The organism is Streptosporangium sp. NPDC002607 (assembly GCF_053592655.1).
This window is the reverse complement of the sequence record NZ_JBSFWD010000026.1, coordinates 81,263-103,112: the sequence shown is the minus strand read 5'-3', so window position 1 is coordinate 103,112 and position 21,850 is coordinate 81,263. Positions and strand designations below refer to the sequence as shown.

General features: G+C 69.5%; 12 protein-coding genes. 7 read left to right on the top strand and 5 right to left on the bottom strand.

Going from position 1 to position 21,850, the window contains the following annotated elements; all coding sequences use genetic code 11:
* Positions 1 to 27 precede the first annotated feature (27 nt).
* From ACWD3H_RS27300 to ACWD3H_RS27280, 5 genes are all read left to right on the top strand, one after another.
* Positions 28 to 978: a DUF389 domain-containing protein gene (locus ACWD3H_RS27300; RefSeq protein ID WP_451956998.1), complete on the top strand. Its 951-nt coding sequence runs from the start codon at positions 28 to 30 to the stop codon at positions 976 to 978.
* 74 nt (positions 979 to 1,052) lie between these two features.
* Positions 1,053 to 1,958 carry an ABC transporter ATP-binding protein gene (locus ACWD3H_RS27295; protein ID WP_350911409.1) on the top strand — a complete coding sequence of 302 codons (906 nt, stop codon included), beginning with the start codon at positions 1,053 to 1,055 and terminating at the stop codon, positions 1,956 to 1,958.
* Complete coding sequence (locus ACWD3H_RS27290) at positions 1,951 to 2,829, top strand: ABC transporter permease (protein WP_355551538.1); 879 nt, start codon at positions 1,951 to 1,953, stop codon at positions 2,827 to 2,829. Before ACWD3H_RS27295 ends, ACWD3H_RS27290 begins: the two co-directional genes overlap by 8 nt.
* A complete protein-coding gene (locus tag ACWD3H_RS27285) occupies positions 2,826 to 3,740 on the top strand; it encodes an ABC transporter ATP-binding protein (RefSeq protein ID WP_355551535.1) in 915 nt (304 codons plus the stop codon). The genes ACWD3H_RS27290 and ACWD3H_RS27285 overlap by 4 nt, the downstream gene beginning before the upstream one ends.
* A gap of 2 nt (positions 3,741 to 3,742) precedes the next feature.
* On the top strand, positions 3,743 to 4,459 hold the full coding sequence (locus tag ACWD3H_RS27280) for an ABC transporter permease (RefSeq protein ID WP_350911403.1): 717 nt from the start codon (positions 3,743 to 3,745) through the stop codon (positions 4,457 to 4,459).
* Between the two features lie 77 nt (positions 4,460 to 4,536).
* Here ACWD3H_RS27280 and ACWD3H_RS27275 read toward each other — a convergent pair whose 3' ends face one another.
* The 5 genes from ACWD3H_RS27275 to rplM all read right to left on the bottom strand — a co-directional run bounded on the left by ACWD3H_RS27275 (position 4,537) and on the right by rplM (position 19,692).
* On the bottom strand, positions 4,537 to 5,196 hold the full coding sequence (locus ACWD3H_RS27275) for a hypothetical protein (RefSeq protein WP_451956997.1): 660 nt from the start codon (positions 5,194 to 5,196) through the stop codon (positions 4,537 to 4,539).
* A gap of 82 nt (positions 5,197 to 5,278) precedes the next feature.
* Positions 5,279 to 16,978 carry a DUF7927 domain-containing protein gene (locus tag ACWD3H_RS27270; RefSeq protein ID WP_451956996.1) on the bottom strand — a complete coding sequence of 3,900 codons (11,700 nt, stop codon included), beginning with the start codon at positions 16,976 to 16,978 and terminating at the stop codon, positions 5,279 to 5,281.
* 322 nt (positions 16,979 to 17,300) lie between these two features.
* Complete coding sequence (glmM, locus tag ACWD3H_RS27265) at positions 17,301 to 18,656, bottom strand: phosphoglucosamine mutase (RefSeq protein WP_451956995.1); 1,356 nt, start codon at positions 18,654 to 18,656, stop codon at positions 17,301 to 17,303.
* Position 18,657: 1 nt separating this feature from the next.
* Entirely contained in the window at positions 18,658 to 19,179 is a 522-nt protein-coding gene (rpsI, locus tag ACWD3H_RS27260) for a 30S ribosomal protein S9 (RefSeq protein WP_030912863.1), read from the bottom strand.
* Between the two features lie 69 nt (positions 19,180 to 19,248).
* A complete protein-coding gene (gene rplM, locus ACWD3H_RS27255; protein WP_326635561.1) occupies positions 19,249 to 19,692 on the bottom strand; it encodes a 50S ribosomal protein L13 in 444 nt (147 codons plus the stop codon).
* 493 nt (positions 19,693 to 20,185) lie between these two features.
* On the opposite strand from rplM, the gene ACWD3H_RS27250 reads away from it, so the two are divergent.
* Positions 20,186 to 20,872 carry a CAP domain-containing protein gene (locus ACWD3H_RS27250; protein ID WP_451956994.1) on the top strand — a complete coding sequence of 229 codons (687 nt, stop codon included), beginning with the start codon at positions 20,186 to 20,188 and terminating at the stop codon, positions 20,870 to 20,872.
* Between the two features lie 35 nt (positions 20,873 to 20,907).
* On the top strand, positions 20,908 to 21,825 hold the full coding sequence (locus tag ACWD3H_RS27245; RefSeq protein WP_451956993.1) for a hypothetical protein: 918 nt from the start codon (positions 20,908 to 20,910) through the stop codon (positions 21,823 to 21,825).
* Positions 21,826 to 21,850: the final 25 nt, after the last annotated feature.

Sequence of the window (21,850 nt, the reverse complement as noted above, 5' to 3'; positions counted from 1 at the left end):
GCCGCCCACAGGTCCTAAGGTTGGCCCGTGCTGCATCTGCGCGTGATCAGTCCGCCGGAATTGTCGGACGGTGTGCTGGAGGTGCTCGAAACCTGCGTCGGCGTGGTCAACATCGTCGTGCTTCCCGGTGCCGCGCGCTCCCCCGCCGGGGACCTCGTCCAGTTCGATGTCGCCCGCGAGGCCGCCAACGAGGTGATCGAGCACCTGCAGCGGCTCGGCCTGCACACCGAGGGGTCGATCGCGGCCGAGGAGGTCGACCTGTCGATCTCGGAGGTGTCCGAGCGCGCCCAGGAGGAGGCGCCCGGCGACGGGGACGACGCGGTGGTCTGGGCGGAGTTCGCCCAGCGGGTCGGCGACGACTCCCGGCTCACCTGGGCCTTCCTCGCGTTCCTGGTGATCGCCACACAGATCGCGGCGATCGGTGTGATCGTCAACTCGCCGATCCTCATCGTCGGCGCGATGGTGCTGGGGCCGGAGTTCGGTGCGATCGCGGCCATCTGCTTCGGCCTGATCCGTGCCGACCGACAGCTGATCGGCCGCGCGCTCCGTACCCTGGCCGTGGGCTTCGCCGTCGCCCTCGCGGTCACCTTCGCCTGCGCGCTGGCCTGGCGGTGGCTGGGCTGGATCGACAGCGACTCGTTGCGGACCGGGCACGAGGAGATCGAGTTCATCGTCAAGCCCGACAGGTGGTCGTTCATCGTGGCGCTGCTCGCCGGGGCCGCCGGGGTGCTCTCGGTGACCGCCGGCAAGTCCTCGGCGCTGGTCGGCGTCTTCATCTCGGTCACCACGGTCCCGGCCGCGGGCTACTTCGCGGTCGCCGCCGCGCTGTCGCGCTGGGGCGACATGGGCGCGTCGGCCGTCCAGCTCGGGGTGAACATCGCAGGAATGATCATCTCCGGGGTGCTGACGCTCCTCGCGCAGAGGGCCTACTGGTCCCGGTTCGGCATGCGCCTTCCGGTACCCCCCGGCAGGCGGTGAACCGCCCTTTTGGACGAGGGGAACTCCTTCGTACGACTGAGGTGTCCGTCCGCGACGGCGGATAGTGTCCCGGTATGACTATCCTCGCCACCGAGGGACTGACCAGACGTTTCCCCCGGGTGACGGCGCTCGACCAGCTCACCGTCACCGTCGGCCCCGGCGTGACCGGTCTGGTCGGCGCCAACGGCGCGGGCAAGTCCACGCTGATCAAGATCCTGCTCGGCCTGCTCGAACCCAGCGCCGGCCGCGCCCAGGTGCTGGGCATGGACACCGCGACCAGGGGCGCGGAGATCCGCCGGATCGTGGGCTACATGCCCGAGCACGACTGCCTGCCGCCCGATCTGTCCGCCACCGAGTTCACCGTGCACATGGCCCAGATGTCCGGCCTGCCGCGCACCGCGGCCCGCGAACGCGCCGCCGACGTGCTGCGCCACGTCGGGCTCTACGAGGAGCGCTACCGCGCGATGGGCGGCTACTCCACCGGCATGAAGCAGCGGGTCAAGCTGGCCCAGGCCCTGGTGCACGACCCGCGCCTGGTCCTGCTGGACGAGCCCACCAACGGCCTCGACCCGCAGGGCCGTGACGAGATGCTCGCGCTGATCCGCAGGATCGGCTCGGAGTTCGGCATCAGCGTGCTGGTCACCTCCCACCTGCTGGGCGAGCTTGAGCGGGTCTGCGACCACGTCATCGTGATCGACGGCGGCAAGCTGCTGCGCTCCTCGGCCATCGGGGAGTTCACCCAGCAGACCCAGACCGTGACCGTCGAGGTGGAGGAGGGCCAGGACGCGCTCGTGGCCCGGCTGACCGAGCTGGGCGAGACCGTCACCCCGCACGGCAGGATGCTGCTCGTCCACGTCCGCGCGCCGGAGACCTTTGATGTCCTCCGCGACGCCGTCTGCGAGCTCGACCTCTGCCTCGTCCGCCTGGAACAGGGGCGCCAGCGCATCGAGGACGTCTTCAGGGAGCCGGCCAATGTCTGAACCCACGGGTGTCATCCACGACATCGGATACCGCCACTACGACGGGGTGCGGCTCGGCCGGGGCCACGCCACCGCCGCGCTGACCGTGCACAGCCTGCGCGGGATCTTCGGGCTCGGCCGCACCGCCCGCTCCAAGATCATTCCTTTCATGCTGGTGGGCATCATGTTCCTGCCCGCCGTCGTCTCCATCGCGGCGATGGCGCTGATCAAGCAGGAGGGCCTTCGCTACACCGATTACGCGGTCTTCATGCAGGTCGTGCTCGCGATCTTCCTGGCCTCCCAGTCGCCGTACGCCGTCGCCCCCGACCTGCGCTTCCGGGTGCTGCCGCTCTACCTGTCGCGCCCGGTGACGCTCTGGGACTACGTCGGGGCGAAGCTGGCGGCGATGACCGCGGCGATGTTCCTGCTGCTGGCGGTGCCGCTCACCGTGCTGTTCATCGGTGAGGTGGTCATCGACCTGCCCGGCGACACGCACACCGTCGAATACCTCACCAGCATGGCCGGCGCGGCCGGCTACGCGCTGCTGCTGGCCTGTCTCGGCATCGCCATCGCCTCGTTCACCCCCAGACGCGGTCTGGGCGTGGCCTCGGTCATCGCCCTCTACCTGCTCACCTCCGCCGTCTCCACGGTGCTGTACGGGGTGCTGGAGTCGATGGGCGACGACGCCACCGCCGCGTGGGCCTGGCTGATCAACCCGTTCTTCCTGGTGGACGCCGCCGTGCACGTCGGAATCTTCGGGGCGACCCCCGCCTCGAACGTCATCTACCCCTCGGGCGCGGGCAGCCTGGTCGCCGGAGTGATCATGATCGCGCTGATCGGCCTGTCCGTGACGGCCCTGATCGCGCGCTACCGGAAGGCGGCCTCCCGATGAGGATCGAACTGGCCCAGGTCTCCCGCTGGTACGGCAACGTGGTCGCCGTCAACGACATCACCATGACCGTCGGCCCCGGTGTCACCGGGCTGCTCGGCCCGAACGGCGCGGGCAAGTCCACGCTGCTGCACATGATGGCCGGGTTCCTGGCGCCCTCGGGCGGCACCGTCACCCTGGACGGCGACCAGATCTGGCGCAACCACCAGATCTACCGCTCCATCGGCCTGGTCCCCGAGCGCGAGGCCGTCTACGGCTTCCTCACCGGCTGGCAGTTCGTGCTGTCCAGCGCGAAGCTGCACCGCCTGCCCGACCCCGAGGACGCCGCCCGCAAGGCGCTCGCCCTGGTGGAGATGGAGAGCGCCAAGGACCGCAGGATCGAGACGTACTCCAAGGGCATGCGCCAGCGCGTCAAGGTGGCCGCCGCCCTGGTGCACGACCCCCAGGTCCTGCTGCTCGACGAGCCGTTCAACGGCATGGACCCCCGCCAGCGCCTGCACCTGATGGACCTGGTCAGCGCCATGGGCGCGGCGGGCAAGACCATCCTGTTCAGCTCGCACATCCTGGAGGAGGTGGAACGCGTCGCCCAGCACATCGAGGTGCTGGTCGCGGGCCGGCACGCCGCCTCCGGGGACTTCCGTGAGATCCGCCGCCGGATGACCGACCGCCCGCACCTGTTCCGGGTCCGCTCCAGCGACGACCGCCGCCTGGCGTCCGCGCTGATCGCCGACGCCTCCTCGGGCGCGGTCTCGCTGACCGAGGCGGGCCTGGAGGTGCAGGCGGTCGACTTCCGGCGCTTCACCCGCCTGCTGCCCAGGGTCGCCAGGGACGCGGACGTACGCGTCTGGCAGGTCTCCCCCGCCGACGAGGACCTGGAGAGCGTCTTCTCCTACCTGATCAACAGGAGCAGCTGATCATGAACGGTGTCATCGCCGGAATCTCCTACCGGGCCCTCCTCGGCCGCCGCCGGATCTGGCTGCTGATCATGCTGCCCCTGGTGCTGGTCGTCATGGCGGCCCTGCTGAACCTCATCGGCGCCGCCGACGAGCGGACCGCGGTCACGCTCATGCGGACCTTCGCCATCGGCACCATGCTGCCGCTGCTCGGCCTGATCGCCGGGACCGGGGTGATCGCCCCCGAGATCGACGACGGCACGATCATCCATCTGCTGGCCAAGCCGATCTCCCGCCCGGTGATCGCGCAGACCAAGTTCGTGGTCGCCGCCTCGATGCTCGCGCTGTTCGCCGCCGTACCGACCTTCGTCGCGGCCTACCTGCTGGTCAACCTCGAATCCGGGATCGCCTACGGCTTCGCCCTCGGTGCCCTGGTCGGCGGGATCGCGTACGCGGCGGTGTTCATGCTGCTGGGTGTGCTGACCCGGCACGCGGTCACCATCGGCATCGTCTACGCACTCGTCTGGGAGGGCGTGGTGGGCAACTTCGTCCCCGGTGCCCGGAGGTTCTCCATCCAGCAGTGGGCCCAGTCGATCGCCGACCAGGTGTCCTCCTCACCGTTCTTCTCCACCGAGATCACCCTCGGCTTCGCCGTACCGGCCCTGCTGATCATCACCGTCGGCGCGGTGGTCTGGTCGGGCCAGCGCCTCCGCGGCTTCTCCCTCACCGGCGACGAGTAGGCCGTGGGCACCCCCACGGCCGGGGGTGCCCACATACGGGTTCTTCTCGCCCGTGTCATGAGGCTGGGCGCGGATCGTTACGAGGGCGACCGCCCCAGGTGACGGCGGAGTCCGGTGCGGCGGAGGACCAGGAGCACGGTCAGGGCCAGGGCCAGCAGACCGGCGCCCGCACCCGCGTACCACAGGCGGCCGGCCACGGGGTTGGCCGCCTCGTGGGCGGCCGCCTCGGCGGCCGCGCCGGCCGGCAGCTGGTCGGAGTGGGTGGCGCAGACCAGGGGCTTGTCGTCCGTCTTGACGCTCGCACAGGCGACGGTGGCCAGGCGGAGCAGGTCCTCCGGGGTGTCTCGCACCTCGGCGGTGGTGTGGAAGACGGCCTTCTTGCCCGCCGGCACATCGGCGGTCCAGCGGACCTGGCCCTCCTCCGCCCTGCCCTGGCCGTCGGCCGAGACGAAGTGCAGGCCGGTCGGCAGGCTCTGAGTGATCCTGAGCTCACGCGCCTTGTCCGTGCCGACGTTGTTGACGGTGACGGTGTAGGTGAACCGGTCCCCCGCCTCGGCGGTGGTCTGGCCGTTGTCGATGCTGATGCTCAGCCTGGGGGCGGCCACGATGGCCGCCTTCACCTCCTTGTCGTCGGGGTGCGGTTTGAGCGCGAACGCCGCCGAGGGTGTGGCAAGGGCGACGACCAGGACCGCGCCGAGTCCGCAGAGAGCGGCGGCACGCCGCGTGATCACTGCCATGACTTGCTCCTTCACGTTGTTCGGGTTCGAGTGAGAGGTGCTTGGTAGACCCCACCGGGTTCCCGGCGGGGGCGTCTGCGCGTCAACTGGCCGTCGCGACGTAGGTGAGCGTCGCCGAATAGCTGCCGACCGGGACAAAGGGGATGTAACCCTCGAAGTCATTGCCGATGGCGTCCCCGTCGGGAGCGGACGGACTGTCCTGCTGGTGGACGAGTACCGGGGTGCCGGCCGAGACGGCCTGGAAGGCCGACGTGCCGCTCTCGCGCACGCGCAGGTTCCCGATCGGGATGGTGACGTCGTTGCCGGGCTGGTCCGAGGTGAGCTCGGCCGAATCCGCCTGCACGGTGACGCTGTAGCCGTCGACGCTGTTCGTGATGACGGTCATGGTCACGGCTCCGTTGCTCCTGGCCGTCGAATCCGGAGTGCCTGCCAAGACGAAGCTGCTGGTCAGGTCGGTGAGGGTGATACTGGTGGGGGTCAAGGTGATCACGACCGAGCACCGCGGGTCGGTGCCCCCGACCGGACAGTTGCTACCCGTCGTCGCCGAGGTGACCCGATTGTCGAGAGTTCCGTCACCCGTGACCTCCTCACCCGTGACCTCCTCATCGGTGACGACGGTGAAGGTGATGACCGCGCTCGCCTCCATCGGCAGCGTTCCGGTCCAGCCGAGGATGCCGTCGGCATAGGTGACGGTGCCGGTGGAGGCGCTCGCGTCGTTGTTGTAGACGGCGTCGTCGAGCACCCCGGCCAGCGAGTCGGTGACCGCGGCAGCGGCGTACGGGGTCTCACCGGTGTTCGTGACCGTGATCGTGTACTGGACGGTGGCCTCCGCCACCACGGCACCGCTGTTGTTCGCGGTCTTGGTGATGGTGAGACCGGGAGTCAGGACGGTGACGGTCGTGGTGCAGCCCGGATCGTCTCCCCCTTCGGGGCAGGTCGATCCGGCGGTGGCGGAGACGACGGTGGTGGTCATGATCCTGTCGCCCGAAGGAGGATAGATGCCGGTGATCGAGTAGGTGACCGTGGCGGTGGCGCCGATGGCGAGATCGCCACTCCAGCCGAGGACGCCGCCGGCGAAGGTGACGGTGCCGACGGAGGCGGTCGCGTCGTTGCCGTAGGTGGCGTCGTCGAGCACCCCGGCCAGCGACTCGGTGAACGCGGCACCGGCGTAGGCGGTCTCACCGGTGTTGACCAGGGTCACCGTGTAGTGGACGGCGCCCCCGGCGACGACGGTGCCGGTGTCGGCGGTCTGCGTGATCGTGAGCCGCGGCACCAGGACGCGCACGAGTGTCGCGCACGCCGGGTCGGTGCTGCCCACCGGACAGGTGCTGCCCGGCGTGGTGGAGCTCACGCCGCTGGTCAGGACCTTGTCCCCGGGGTCGGGATCCTGCACCGTGACGGAGTAGGTGATCGCGGTGCTCGCGCCCATCGCGAGGCCGCCGGTCCAGGTCAGTTTCGGCGCGGTGTAGTCGAAGACGCCGGTGGAGGCACTCGCGTCGCCGTTGTAGACGGCGTCGGGGAGCACCCCGTCGAGCGCGGCGACGACGGAGGCCGCGGCGTAGTCCGTCTGCCCGGTGTTGGTGACCGTGATCGTGTAGCCGACCGTGCTCCCGGGGGTCGTGGTCGCCGTGTCGGCGGTCATGGCGATGCTCAGTGCGGGGATCAGGATGGTCACGGTCGCGGTGCAGGCCGGGGCGGTGGAGTCCACCGGGCAGGTGCTGCCCGGTGCGGACGAGGAGACGACGCTGGTCATGCTCGTGTCTCCGGTGTTGGGGTCGCCGGCCTTCACCGTGTACGTGACGGTCACGGTCGCCCCGACCGCCATATCGCCGGTCCAGGTCAGGGTCTGCCCGGCAACGGCGACCGTGCCGGCCGTGGCGATCGCGTCATTGTCGTAGACGGCCTCGTCCAGCACGTCGGCGAGAGCGTTCGCGACGCTCACGCCTTCGTACGGGGTCTGGCCGGTGTTGGCGATCGTGATCGTGAAACGGGTGACGCCGCCGGGGGTCGTGGTCGGCCGGCCGGCGGCGATGGAGACGGCCAGTCCGGGGATGAGCACGGTCACCGTCGAGGTACAGGCCGGGGCGCCGCCCCCCACCGGGCAGGTGCTGCCCGGCGCGCCGGAGACGACGGTGTCGGTGAGCAGCAGGTTGCCGGTGTCCGGATTGTTGACGGTGACCGAGTAGCCGATGGTCACCGTCACCCCGACCGCCAGATCACCGCTCCAGGTCAGGGTCTGCCCGACAACGGCGACCGTGCCGACCGTGGCGGTCGCGTCCCCGTTGTAGTCGGCGTCGTCCAGCACCGCCGCCAGCGGATCGGTGACGGTCACGCCGGTGTAGTCTGTCTGCCCGGTGTTGGTGGCCGTGATCGTGTAGCCGACCGTGCCGCCGGGGGTCGTGGTCACCGTGTCGGCGGTCTTGACGATGGTCAGCGCCGGGACGAGCACGGTGACGAGTGTCGTGCACGCCGGGACGGAGCCGGTGGACGGGCAGGTGCTGCCCGGCGTGTCGGAGGAGACATCGTTTTCGATCAGCTTGTCACCCAGGTCGGGGTTGTTCACGGTGACCGAGTAGGTGATCGTCGCGGTCGCGCCGACCGCCAGATCACCGGTCCAGGTCAGGCCGGGACCGGTGAAGGTGACGGTGCCGTTGGTAGCGCTCGCGTCGCCGTTGTAGACGGCGTCGGTGAGCACCTGCGAGAGATCGTCGGTCGCCGTCGCCCCGGTGTACGGGGTCTGGCCGGTGTTGGCGACCGTGGTCGTGTAGGTGATGGTCCCGCCGGGAGTGACCGTCGTCCGGTCCGCGCTCGTGGAGAGGGCCAGGACGGGGGTCAGCACGGTGACCGTCGAGGCACAGAGCGGGTCGGTGCTCCCCACCGGGCAGTTGTTGCCCAGCGCGTCGGAGGTCATGACGGCGTTGAGCACCTTGTCGCCCGGATCGGGGTTCTGCACCCTTACCGAGAAGGTGATGGTGACATTCGTGCCGATCGGGAGAAGACCGGTCCACACCATCTGGCTGGTCGCGGAGGTGAAGGCGAGGTTGCCCGACGAGGTCGTTCCGTCACCGTTGTAGACCGCGTCGTCGAGGACCCCGGCGAGCAGGCCGTTCACGGTGGTGCGGCTGGTGTACGGCGTCTGCCCGGTGTTGGCGATCGTGACCGTGTAGGTGACGACCCCGGTCGGGACGGCGGTGACGACGTCCGCCACCATAGTGATCTTGATTCTGGAGATCAGGACCTCGTCGAAGCAGCGGGCGTCCGTGCTTCCGGTCGGGCAGGTACTGCCCGCGGTGGCCGAGGTGACAGTGTTGGTCAGCTTCTGGTCACCGGCACCGGGGGTGTTCGTCGTGACGCTGTAGGTGAGGGTGACCCCCTGTCCGGGGTTGAGAGCTCCGGTCCAGGTCAGATTGGAGCCGGCGAAGGTGACGGTGCCGCGCGTGGCGCTCGCGTCGCCGTTGTAGACGGCGTCGTCCAGCACCCCGGCCAGCACGTCGGTGAACGTCGCCGCGGCGAAGGGGACCTGTCCGGTGTTGGTGGCGGTGACCGTGTAGCCGACCGTCCCCCCGGGTGTGGTCGACGTGACGCCGGGCGTCTTCACGATCGTCAGGAGTGGCGTGAGAACGACGATCCCCGAACGGCAGGCCGAACTCCCGCTGCCGGGCGGGCAGGTGCTGCCCATCTCGGTGGAGGCGACGCCGTTGCTCAGAAGCTTGTCACCGGTGGGGGGGCTGATCGAGGTGACGGAGTAGGTGACGGTCGCGGTCGCGCCGACCGCCAGGTCACCGGTCCAGGTCAGGACCTCGTCCGCGAGGCCGACCGTTCCGGTCGTCGCCACCGCGTCGCCGTTGTACGTCGCCGCGTCCAGCACCCCGGTCAGCGAGTCGGTGACGACGGCGCCGGTGTACGCGCTGTTCCCGCTGTTGGCGATCGTGAGCGTGTAGGCCACCGGGCCGCCGGGGACCACCACGCTCCGGTCCGCGACCTTGGTGATCGTCAGACCGGGGGTCAGCACGGTGACCGAGGTGGTGCAGCCGGGAGCGGTCGTCACGGGACAGCTGCTGCCCTGTGCCGCGGAGACCGAGGTGAGGGTGATCAGCTTGTCGCCGGTGTCGGGGTTGTTCACCGTGAGGCTGCCGGTCAGCGTGACACTACCGCCCACCGGAATGTTCCCGGTCCAGGTCAGCCCGTCGAGGCCCAGTGACAGCGATCCGGAGGTGGCGCTCTGGTCCCCGTTGGAGACGCTGTCGTCGACGCCCTCGATCCCGTTGAACAGCACGCTGATCCCGTGGTACGGCGTCTGTCCGGCGTTGGTCATCACCGACGTGTAGTGCACCACCTCGCCCGGCAGGTAGGTCGCCGCGTTGGACGTGGTCACGATGGTCAGCTTGGCCACGGTCACCGTGGCCGTGCAGCGCGGATCGGTGCTCGCCGCGGCGCAGTTGCCGTCCGGTGAGGTCGAGACCAGGGTGTTGACGAGGTTCCCGTCGGGCGAGGTGTTCACCGTCACCGAGTAGACGACCGTGGTCGTCCCTTCGGCGGGGACGGTTCCGGTCCAGGTCAGGTTGGGTGCGGTGTAGCCGACGGTGCCCGTGCCCGCCACGGCGTCGTTGTTGTAGGTGCTGTCGTCCAGGACGTCGGTCAGATCATCGGTGAACGTCGCGCCGACGTAGGGCGTCAGCCCGCTGTTGCTGATCGTGACGGTGTAGGTGACCGTCTCGCCCTGCCCGGCCGAGGGGGTGCTCGCGGCCTTGTCGAAGGTCAGCGTGGTGAGCCCGGTGACCGGGACACTGGTGCCGCAGCGGGGGTCGGTCCCACCGGACGGGCAGTTGTTGCCGGAAGTGGTGGAGGTGATCGCGCTCACCAGGTTCGCGTCACCGGTCACCGGGTTGTCGACGGTGACCGTGTAGGTGATCGTCGCGCTCGCGCCGGGCACGAGGTTTCCGGTCCAGGTCAGGTTGGGGCTGGTGTAGGACATGCTGCCGGTCGTCGCCGTCGCGCCGCCGTTGTAGACCGCGTCGTCCAGCACACCCGCCAGCGACTCGGTGAACGTCGCCCCCGTGTAGGAAAGCTGCCCGGTGTTGGTGACGATGATCGTGTAGGTGATCGTGCTCCCCGGCACCGCCGTGGTGGGAACGTCGGTCTGGGTGATGGTCAGCGCGGGGATGAGCACGATCACAGTGCTGGTGCACTGCGCGTTGCCACTCGCCGGAGCGCAGTTGCCGCCGATGGTGGGCGAGGAGATCGTGCCGGTCAGGTTCCTGTCGCCGGGGTCGGGGTTTCGTACGGTGACCGAGTAGGTGATCGTCGCGCTCGCCCCGACCGCCAGATCGCCGGTCCAGGTCAGGTTGGGGGCGGCGTAGGAGACGGTGCCGCTCGTCGCCGACACGTCGCCGTTGTAGACCGCGTCGTCCAGCACACCCGCCAGCGACTCGGTGAACGTCGCACCGGTGTACGGCGTCTGCCCGGAGTTGGTGACGGTGACCGTGTAGTTGACGGTGCCACCCTGGACCGTGACGGGGGTGTCGGCGATGTTGGCGATCGTCAGGCCCGGGACGACGACATTGAGCAGGGCCGTGCAGCGGGGGTCGGAGCCGCCGGCCGGGCAGTTGTTACCGGGAGCGGCCGAGACCAGGGTGCCAGTGACGATCTTGTCCCCGGTGGGGGGATTCTTCACGGTCAGGGTGCCGGTGACCGTGACGGTGCCCCCGACGGGAATGTTGCCGGTCCAGGTGATGGCCGTGGCGCCGAGGACCAGCGTCCCCGAACTCGCGGTCTGGTCCCCGTTGGGGACGGCGTCGTCGACGGTACCGGCGGTCGGACTGGAAATGCTGATCCCCGTATAGGGCACCTTCCCGGTGTTGCTGAACGTGGCGTTGAGCCGGATCGTCGACCCCGGTGTGGCACTGCTCCCGACGTAACTCTGCGAGATGACCAGCCGCGCCACCGCCACCACGACGGTGCAGCGCGAATCGGTGCCCCCTGCCGGGCAGTTGCTCCCCGTGGTGGACGAGACGGCGGTGCTGGAGAGCAGCGCGTCTCCGGTGTCGGGATTGTTGACGGTGACCGAGTAGGTGATCGTGGCACTCGCGCCGACCGCCAGGTTACCGGTCCAGCCCAGGTTGGACCCGGCGAGGGTGACCGTACCCGTCGTGGCCCCGGCGTCCGCGTTGTAGGTCGCGTCGTCCAGCACCCCGGTCAGCAGGTCGGTGACGGCGGCCCCGGTGTACGGGGTCTGCCCGGAGTTGGTGACGGTGACCGTGTAGTGGACGGTGGCCCCGGGCGTCGTCGTGCTGGTGTCCGAGCTCACCGCGATGGTCAGCCTCGGCACCAGGACTGTCACCACCGAGACGCACCCCGTGCCGGTGCTCCCCGCCGGGCAGGTACTGCCCGGGGCGGACGACACCGCGGTGTTGGTCATCACCTTGTCCCCGCGGTCGGGGTTTCGCACGGTGACCGAGTAGGTGACGGTCGCGCTCGCCCCGATCGCCAGGTCACCGGTCCAGGTCAGGTTGGACCCGGCGAAGGCGACGGTGCCGGTCGTCGCGGTCGCGTCGCCGTTGTAGTCGGCGTCGTTGAACACCTGGGCCAGCTGATTGGTGACCTGGGCGCCGCTGTAGGGGGTCTGCCCGGTGTTGGTCACCGTCGTCGTATAGGTGACCGTGCCACCCGGCGTGGTCGTCTGGGTGTCGGCGGTGTTCGTGATCGTCAACGCCGGGACCAGGACGGTGACCAGGGTGAAGCAGCCGGGCGCCGTCGCACCGATGACCGGGCAGCCGCTGCCGGGAGCGGTGGACGTGACGGCGCTTCTCAGGACCTTGTCGCCGGTGTCGGGGTTGTTCACGGTGACCGAGTAGGTGATCGTGGCGCTCGCGCCGACCGCGATGTCCCCGCCCCAGGTGATCGAACCGTTCGGGGACACGCTGACACTGCCCGAACTGGCCGTGAGGTCGCCGTTGTAGGTCGCGTCGTCGAGCGTGGCCGAGACATCGATTACGGCGCTGATGCCCGTGTACGGGGTCTGCCCGGTGTTGGCCAGCGTGGTGGTGTAATTCACGACGCCCCCCGGGGTCGTCGTGGCCGCGTCCGCCCCGGCGTTGATCGTCAACTGCGGGACGAGGACCGTCACGCTGCTGGCGCACCGGGCATCGCCGCTGCCCGCGGGGCAGTTGCTGCCGGCGGTGGCCGAGGTGAGGGTGTCGGTCAGCGTCCTGTTCCCGTTGTCGGGGTTGTTGACGGTGACCGAGTAGGTGATCGTGGCGCTCGCCCCGACCGCGAGGTTGCCGGTCCAGGTCAGCGTGGAGCTCGCGAAGCCGACCGAGCCGCTGGTCGCGGCGGCGTCCGCGTTGTAGGTCGCGTCGTCCAGCACCCCGCCCAGCGCGTCGGCGAACGTCGCACCGGTGTAAGCGGTCTGCCCCGAGTTGGTGACCAGCACCGTGTAGTTCACGACCGAACCGGGGGTCGTGGTCAACGTGCCGACCGACTTGGCGATCGTCAGGCCGGGGATCAGGACCGTGACGGTGCTGAAGCACCCGGGTGCCTGGTTGCCCACCGGGCAGTTGTTGCCCGGTGCGGCCGAGGTGACGGCGGTCCGGAGGACCCTGTCTCCGGTGTCGGGATTGTTCACGGTGACCGAGCCGGTGATGGTGACGCTCGCGCCGATGGCCAGGTCACCCGTCCAGGTGAAGGTGCCGTTCAGGTTGTTGACGACGGTGCCCGACGTCGCGGAGAGGCTGCCGTTGACCGTCGCGTCGTCCAGCACGCCCGCCAGCGAGGCGGTGAAACTCGTCCCGGCGTACGGGGTCTGCCCGGTGTTGGCAGCCGTCAACGTGTAGTTCACGACCGAGCCCGGCGTGGCCGTGGCCACGTCCGCGCTGCTGCTGATCGTGAGACCCGGAACCAGGACCGTGACGGTGGCGGTGCACGACGCGGCGCGGTTGCCGGCCGGGCAGGTGCTGCCGGGGGTGCCGGAGGTGATCGTGTTGGATACGGTCCGATCCCCGCCGTCGGGGTTTCGCACCGTGGCCGAGTAGGTGATGTTCGCGCTCGCGCCGGGAGCGAGGTTGCCGGTCCAGGTCAGGTTGGGGCCGGTGTACGACACGCTGCCGCTGGAGGCGGTCGCGTCGGCGTTGTAGACGGCGTCGTCGAGCAGGCCGGCCATCGAGTCGGCGAACGTCGCGCCGGTGTACGGGGTCTGCCCGTTGTTCGTCACCGTGACGGTGTAGCCGATCGTCCCTCCGGGAGTCGTCGTCGCGACGCTGGCGACCTTGGCGATGGACAGGCCGGACACGGTGACGGTGGCGGAGCATCGGGAGTCGCTGCCGCCACTCGGGCAGGTGCTGCCGACGGTCGACGAGGTCACCGCGTTGGCCAGCACCTTGTTACCGGCGCCTGGGCTGCTCACCGTGACCGAGTAGGTGATGGTGGCGACCCCGCCGGCCGGCACGTTTCCGGCCCAGTTCAGGGTCTGACCGGTCACCGAGACCGAGCCGATGTTCGCGGACGCGTCACCGTTGTAGGTCGCGTCGTCGAGGACATCCGCCAGCGGATCGGTCAGTGTCGCCCCGTTGAAGGCACTCGACCCGGTGTTGTTCACGGTGATCGTGTAGGTGAGCGTGTCACCAGGTACCACCGAGGAGGCGCCGGCCGTCTTGACCATGACCAGAGGTCCGGCCACCATGACCAGGGTCGCGGACTGGGTGGCGGCCAGGCCGGCGGCGTCGACCACCCGGAAGGTGACGGGGTAGCTGCCCGTCGTGGTCGGGGTGCCCGACAGCACGCCGGTGGAGGCGTTCAGGGTCAGCCCCGGCGGCAGGCTGCCCGCCGTGATCGACCAGACGTACGGCGCGGTGCCCCCGGTGACGGTCAGCGGGACGCTGTAGGAGACTCCGACCTGCCCTGCCGGTGGCGCGTTGAAGGTGAACGCCGGCAGCGCCGCGATCGTCAGGCTCACCGTCCTGGTGTCGCTCTGGTTCAGGGCGTCGAGCACCTTGACGGAGAAGGAGAAGGAGCCTCCGGCCGTCGGGGTGCCCGACAGCACTCCGGTGGAGGCGTTCAGGGTCAGCCCCGGCGGCAGGCTGCCCGCCGTGATCGACCAGACGTACGGCGCGGTGCCCCCGGTGACGGTCAGCGGGATGCTGTAGGGGATGCTCACCTCGCCGTTGGGCGGCGCCGGGAACGTCAGAACGGGTGCCGCCGCGATGACCAGGGTGACCGCCCGGGTGGCGGTCACGTTGCTGGCGTCCGTCACCTGAGCGGTGAAGGAGTAGCTACCTCTCAGAGTGGGGGTGCCGGACAGCACTCCGGTGGAGGCGTTCAGGGTCAGGCCCGGCGGCAGGCTGCCCGCGCTGACCGACCACACGTACGGGGTCGTACCACCGGTGACCGTCAGCGGCACGCTGTAGGCGACGTTCACCTCACCGGCCGGTGGCGCGGCGAAGGTGAAGGCGGGCGCGGCGTTGGGGACGACGGTGGCCGACAGGTCGGATGGCGCGCCGGAGCCCGCCGCGTTCACGGCGGCTACGGTGAACCGGTACGAGGTCCCCGGTGTCAGACCGGTGACGACCTGGGTGGTCGCATTGCTGTTGAACGTCTGGGGCGACTGCGCGACGCCACCGATGTAGGGCGTGACGATGTAGCCGGTGATGTCGCTGCCGTTGGTCGCCGGTGCCGTCCAGGTGAGGTTCGCCGAGGAGGTTCCGGCGGTGGCCGAGGCGATGGTCGGCTTACCGGGAACGGCGTACGGGGTGACCGCGTTGGACACCGGACTGGCCGACCCGGTGCCGAAGGCGTTCGTGGCGGTCACCGTGAAGGTGTACGGCACACCGGTGGTCAGCCCGCTCAGCGTCCGGGTGGTGGCCGAGGCGTCATAGGCCACCGGGGTCTGGGCCACCCCATTCTTGTACGGGGTCACCAGGTAACCGGTGATGGCGCTGCCGTTGTTGTTCGGCGCCGTCCAGGTCACCGTGGCGCTGCTCACCCCCGCCGTGGCGGCGGGGGCGGCGGGCGCGGCCGGGGAGGCGGCGTAGATGTAGGTGGCGGACGCGGCGAGTCCCAGGGTGACCACGGTGACCGACACCGACGCGCTGGCGGCTCGGGCCGGCATGGCGGGAATGGTCAACGTGCCGTTGGCATTGGCGGTGAAACACCCGGTGGTGGCCCCCGAGGCGCAGGGCAGCAGGACGACGGCGGTGCCGGCCGCCTGCTCGGCGGCGGTACCGATCATGATGGCCGTCGCGTTGGAGATGTTCGTCCCGCTCACGATGTTCGAGGAGCCACCGGAGATCGACCCCGTCGTCGAACTCAGGCTGATGCCGCTGGGCGCCGACGGCAGCGTTCCCTGGGTCGTCGTCGTCGAGTAGGCGGGGTTGGCGTCGATCGACGAGGAGGTGACCACGGTCGCGGTCTGGATCAGGGTCTGGGTGACACTGGTCCCGGTGACGACGCCCGTCATCGTGATCGGCGGTAACGTCACTCCGGCCGCGAACGGGACGTTGCTGTTGGTGCACGTGACGGACTGCCCGACCGGCGCCGCGCAGACCCATCCCGTTCCGTAGGCGCCGGTGGGCACCACCCCGGCCGGCATGGTCTGGGTCACCGAGATCGGCGAGGACTCCGCGATGCTGTCCGTGCCGACGCCGGAGACGACGCTGTAGGTCACGGGGGCGCCGGGCGCCGGCGTCGTGGCGCTGTAACCGGTCTGTGCGACGGTCAGCTGGGGGACCGAGCTGGTCGTGGTCACCGTGGCCGCGTCGACCTCGTGAAAGTCGGTCACGCTTCCGGTGGAGGCCACCCAGCCGAAGGCCAGTTGCCGGGGAGTCCCGTTGGCGTTCAGCCAGCTCGCCGGGTACAGGCCGGTGGGAACCGTCGGAAGGCTACCGGTCAGGGTCTTGTTCGTACCGCCCACCAGGGTGACCACCACCACGTAACTGCCGGGCGGGACCACCAGTCCGGCGGCGGTGGTCAGCGACACCGCGGTGGGGTTGATACCGATCTGAACAGGAACGGCGGTACGGCTGGTCGCCCGCAGCGCCAGCGGGGTGGCGCTCGTCGAGGCGGCCGTGGTGTTGAGCGCGCAGTATCCGACGGTGCCGTTGCCCGGCCCGCGGATGACGACCTGGCCGGGTACCCGGACACCCGTGCCCGACAGGTTCGTGCAGCCGCTTCCCTGGTAGGTGCTGCTGCTGAAGTTTCCGTACACGTCGAGACCGATACCGAGATACCCGTACGCCATGCCGACCACGGAGCTGGTCCCGGAGTAACCGAGGGCGCCGCCTGACTGACCGATGTTGGCCGGCGACTTCGGGTTCGCCGGATCGACCGCCGCCAGCACGAAGGCGATGCCGTCGGCCCCGGTCCCGCCGTACTGGTAGGTGTTGAACGTCACGTCGAGCCCCTGCGAGGCGGGCACGCTGACCGCGCCGAAGAGGCCGCCCTCCTTGCTCGTCGTCGCGTTCGTCAGGCGCAGCTTGCCCGAGCCCTGACTGTCCGTGTTCCCGCTGCAGCTCTGCAGGACGCCGGTGCCGGTGTTGCCGGAGGCGGTCAGGCAGGCGTAGTTCGACCCGGACGAACCACTCGGCAGCGAGGGCAGCACCACGGCACCGGTGCCGTTGGCCGTGTTGTTGTGGAAGGGCTGGTTGAACACGACGGTGCCGGCCGCCGACGCGGCCGTCACCGGGGTCAGTACCACGGACGTGCCGAACAGGGCCAGGGTGAGAAACCTGGCGAGCCCCCGCTCGGGCCGCGACAGCGGGCCGGCGGCCCGGGCAATGGTGAACAGCGGCACGCCACCCTCCGGTCGGTCGTGATACCGGCGGCCTGCCGCCGTACGGGCGCTGCGCGAGCAGCACGAAGTGCGGCGGCCAGGCCCAGGCCACCGGCTCGATGAGTGGTGTTTCCGGGCGGAAATCTCGCCGCAACCACTGAAAGTGTCTGATCGACTACCGAGAGTGTCAATCAGCGGGAAGTCCGGCGTGGCGACGGGCAGAACCATGCATTACTTGACGAGACAGTCAGAGAATGACAAAAAGCACGGCCCGCACCGGAGTGCGGGCCGTGCTTTCGATATTCCTGCCGAGAGCGGTCGCTCCCGGACGGTCACCGGCCCCTCAGACGCAGGCCGTACGGACGACCTCGGCCAGCCGACCGGCCAGTTGCTCGGCCTGCTCCGCCGAGGCGGCCTCGACCATGACGCGGATCATCGGCTCGGTGCCGCTCGGCCGGATCAGCACCCGGCCGGTCTCCCCCAGCTCCGACTCGGCGGCGGCGACCGCGGCCTCCAGCTCCGGAGCCGAGGCCTTGGCCCGGTCGACGTCCTTGACGTTGACCAGGACCTGCGGCAGGCGGGTCATCACCGAGGCCAGCTCCGCCAGCGACTTCTTCGCCCGCGCCACGACCGCCAGCAGGTGCAGCGAGGTCAGCAGGCCGTCCCCGGTGGTGGCGTGGTCGAGCATGAGGACGTGGCCGGACTGCTCGCCGCCCAGGTTGTAGCCGCCCGCCCTCATGGCCTCCAGGACGTAGCGGTCGCCCACGGCGGTCTCCACCACGTCGATCCCCGCGCTCTTGAGCGCGAGCTTGAAACCCAGGTTGGACATGACCGTGGCCACCACGGTGTCGCCGACCAGCCTCCCCTCGGCGTGCATGGCCATGGCCAGCACCGCCATGATCTGGTCGCCGTCGACGACCTCGCCGGTGTGCGAGACGGCCAGGCAGCGGTCCGCGTCGCCGTCGTAGGCGATGCCGACATCGGCGTTGCGGGAGACGACGATCTGCTGGAGCTTGTCCAGGTGGGTGGAGCCGACCCCGGCGTTGATGTTGAGGCCGTCGGGGCGCGCCCCGATCGTCTCCACCGTGGCCCCGGCCCGCAGCAGCGCCTCGGGAGCCACCATGTGGGCGGCGCCGTGGGCGCAGTCGAGGACCACGTTGAGGCCGTCGAGGCGGCAGTCCACCGTGGACAGCACGTGGGACACGTAACGGTCGGCCTCGCCGTACGCCTCGCGCACGCGGCCGACCGAGGCACCGACAGGGCGCTCCCACTTCTCGCCGACCCGCTGCTCGATCTCGTGCTCCACCGCGTCCGGCAGCTTGTAGCCGCCGCGGGCGAGGAACTTGATCCCGTTGTCCGGGGCGGGGTTGTGGGAGGCGGAGATCATCACGCCCATGTCGGCTCTGAGAGCCGTGGTCAGGTAAGCGACCGCCGGGGTGGGCAGCACGCCGAGCCGGAGAACGTCCACGCCAGACGACGCAAGGCCGGCGACCACCGCGGCCTCCAGGAATTCTCCTGAAGCCCGGGGGTCCCGGCCCACGACGGCGACGGGGCGGCCTCGCCGCCCGACGCTGGCGCTGAACGCCCCGGCATCGCCGAGGACATGAGCCGCGGCCACGGACAGGTCCATGGCGAGCTCGGCCGTGAGGTCGCGTCCCGCGACCCCACGTACCCCGTCGGTGCCGAAAAGGCGCCCCAACTTAACGCTTGCTGTACTGCGGAGCCTTACGGGCCTTCTTGAGACCGTACTTCTTGCGCTCGGTGGCGCGGGCGTCACGGGTCAGGAAGCCTGCCTTCTTCAGCGGCGGGCGGTTGACCTCGACGTCCAGGGCGGTCAGCGCGCGGGAGAGACCCATGCGCAGGGCACCGGCCTGGCCGGTGACGCCACCACCGTTGATGCGGGCGATGACGTCGAACTGGTCCTCGGCGCCAAGAACCACGAAGGGCTCGTTGACGATCTGCTGGTGAACCTTGTTCGGGAAATAGTTCTCAAGCGTACGACCGTTGATCGTCCACTTGCCGGTGCCCGGCACGATGCGCACGCGGGCGACGGACTCCTTGCGGCGCCCAGTGCCGTACGAGTTGCCGGTGGTGATGGGCTTGCGGACGGCGACGTCGCCGCTGACAGTGGACTCGGAGGTGTACTCGGAGGGGAACTCCTCCGCGGAGTACGCTTCCTGATCGCCCTCGATGGGCGTCTCGACACCGGTGGGCTCAGCCACGGTTCTCCTCTAACTTTCCTACTCGGCGTCGGCCGTCGGCCAACGCTGCTGGCGACAAGCAGCTAGCGACTACTGGGCGATCTGGGTGAGCTCGAAGGGCACCGGCTGCTGCGCCTGGTGCGGGTGCTCGGAACCGGAGTAGACCTTGAGCTTCTTGATCATCTTCCGGCCGAGAGCGTTCTTGGGCAGCATGCCCTTCACGGCCTTCTCGACGGCGCGGTCAGGACGCTTGTCCATGAGCTCGCCATAGGTCATGGAACGCAGACCGCCCGGGTAGCCCGAGTGGCGGTAAGCCTTCTTCTGCTCAAGCTTGTTGCCGGTCAGCGCGATCTTGTCGGCGTTGATGATGATGACGAAGTCACCGGTGTCGACGTGGTTGGCGAAGGTCGGCTTGTGCTTACCGCGAAGCAGGATCGCGACGTGGCTGGCCAGCCGGCCAAGCACGATGTCGGTGGCGTCGATGATGTGCCACTGACGCTCGACTTCGGCAGGCTTGGGTGTGTACGTGCGCACGGTCGTATGCCTTCTTTGGTCGCGTCTTCGGCGCTGTCGGAGATGACAGCAACATGGGTCGGTAGGTGCGGGCACACGACAGCCCGGACCTTCCGTCTCCAGAACAGAGGAGATGACGCCGGACGCGCCGCGTATCGGTCTGCAGAGGAGACCAATTCGCACACAACGAACTAGCAGAGTACCGGCGCGGATGAGCACGAGTCAAAAAGACATGACTCTCCGGCGGTGCCCCTGGCATTCTACCCGGGACCCGGCAGTGCCCGGGAACCGCCACACACGGGCGGGCGACCAGCCATGAGACCGCGGTTCCCGGGAATCCCACCACCGGAGCCCGGCGAGGAACGTGGATCCGTGACGGTTCCAACACGTTCTCATCATTCTCTTTTTCCTCACCGCAAACATCTCTATCTTTGATAGCGGTATGTGGCAGCTTCCTCACCCCGGGCATACCCAGCGAGCGCGCCTGCGTCGTATGGGGGTGTTCGTGTGCCTGATGACGGTTCTGCTGGTCGGCTTCATCATCGGCCGGGGCAGCCGCGACGAGGAGGCCGCCGACCAGATCTATCTGAACAACCCCGGGTCGACCAGACCCACGCCCAGCAACGGTGCCCTGGCCGGGCAGGTGGAGCGGGCTCCGCTCGCCCGGGTCGCCCGCCCCTCCGCCCTCCCGACCGTCCCGGCAGACCGGCGCCCGCGCCCCACCCACGACGCCGACACGAAGCTCGGCGGATCCGGCGACGACGGCCCCTCTCGCTACCTGCTCAACGGCAACGGTGACGACGACGCCACCACCCCCGCCCTCGGCGCGATGGAGCGCGAGGTCGTCAGGCTCGTCAACCTCGAGCGCAGGCGGGCCGGGTGCGGGCCGCTCCGCATCGACCGGAGGCTGATCTTGTCCGCCAGGAGGCACTCGGCCGGGATGGCGTCCGCCGGCAGCCTCTCCCACACCTCTCCCGACGGCACGTCGCCCTGGGAGCGGATGGACGCCACCGGCTACCGTGACGGCGGCGCGGAGAACATCGGGCGCGGCTACACCTCTCCCGACGAGGCGGTGCGGAACTGGATGGAGACCAGCGGCCACCGGCGCAACATCCTCAACTGCGAGCTCACCGCCACCGGCGTCGGAGCCGTCCAGGGGCCCGACGGGCCGTGGTGGACCCAGGACTTCGGATACTCCTGAGCCAACCGGCCCTGATCCCGGGCTACGCTCGGCGCATGGGTTTTCCCGTGGAGCCGCCGCGCCGCCAGCCTTACAACCGGCCTGACGCGTCGCCGCCCGCACAGGGCCAGCACTGGTTCGACGCCTCGCCGCACAACCGTGCCCCCGAGCCCCCGCAAACGCCGCCTGTCCAGCCTCCCCCGCCGCAGGAGCGACCACGGCAGGAGATGTGGAGCCCGTACGACGAGGGCCCCCGCTCGCGCCGCCCGATCTTCATCGCGCTCGGCGCGCTCGCCGCACTGATCGCCGGAGGCGTCGGCCTGGCCGTGTTGGCCAACTCCGACCCCGCCCCGGTGCCCGGGGCGGCGACCCCCTCGGCCCAGGCCCCCCTCGTGCCGCCCGCCAACATCGCGAACGGCAAGTTCGGCCTCGCCTCCTCCCGCGCCACCGACCCGTACGCCCTCACCCTGAACGAGGTGTTCAAACACCGGAAGGTACGGATCGGCAAGCAGAACTACCTGATGACCACACGCAGGACGGACCGGAAGTGCGGCGAGGCCGTGGTGGGGGACAAGCTGAAGAAGGCCCTCACCGCCGCCAAGTGCACCCAGCTCCTGCGCGCCAGCTTCCGCGACGCCTCGGGGAAGATCATCGGAACCGTGGGAGTCGCCAACCTCAAGACGTCAGCGGGGGCGACCAAGGTCGTCTCGGCCAGTTCGGGCAAGGAGCGGGAAGAGTACATCAAACCGCTTCCAGGTAAGGATAAGGTCACCAAACTTCTCGGAACCGGCGAGGCTTTCGTTGGCGAGTGGCGCCATGGGCACTACGTGGTAATGGTCTGGTTCCAGTACAAAGACGGGCACCTGCCGAAGAAGAACGAGGTCAAGCAACTGAACCAGGCGGCCTTCGGAGCGGCGGACGCGACCGTCACCCCCGCGCTGGAATCGCGTTCGTTGACCGGCAAGCGACCCTGAGCACGGGACCATACTGTCGCTTTCA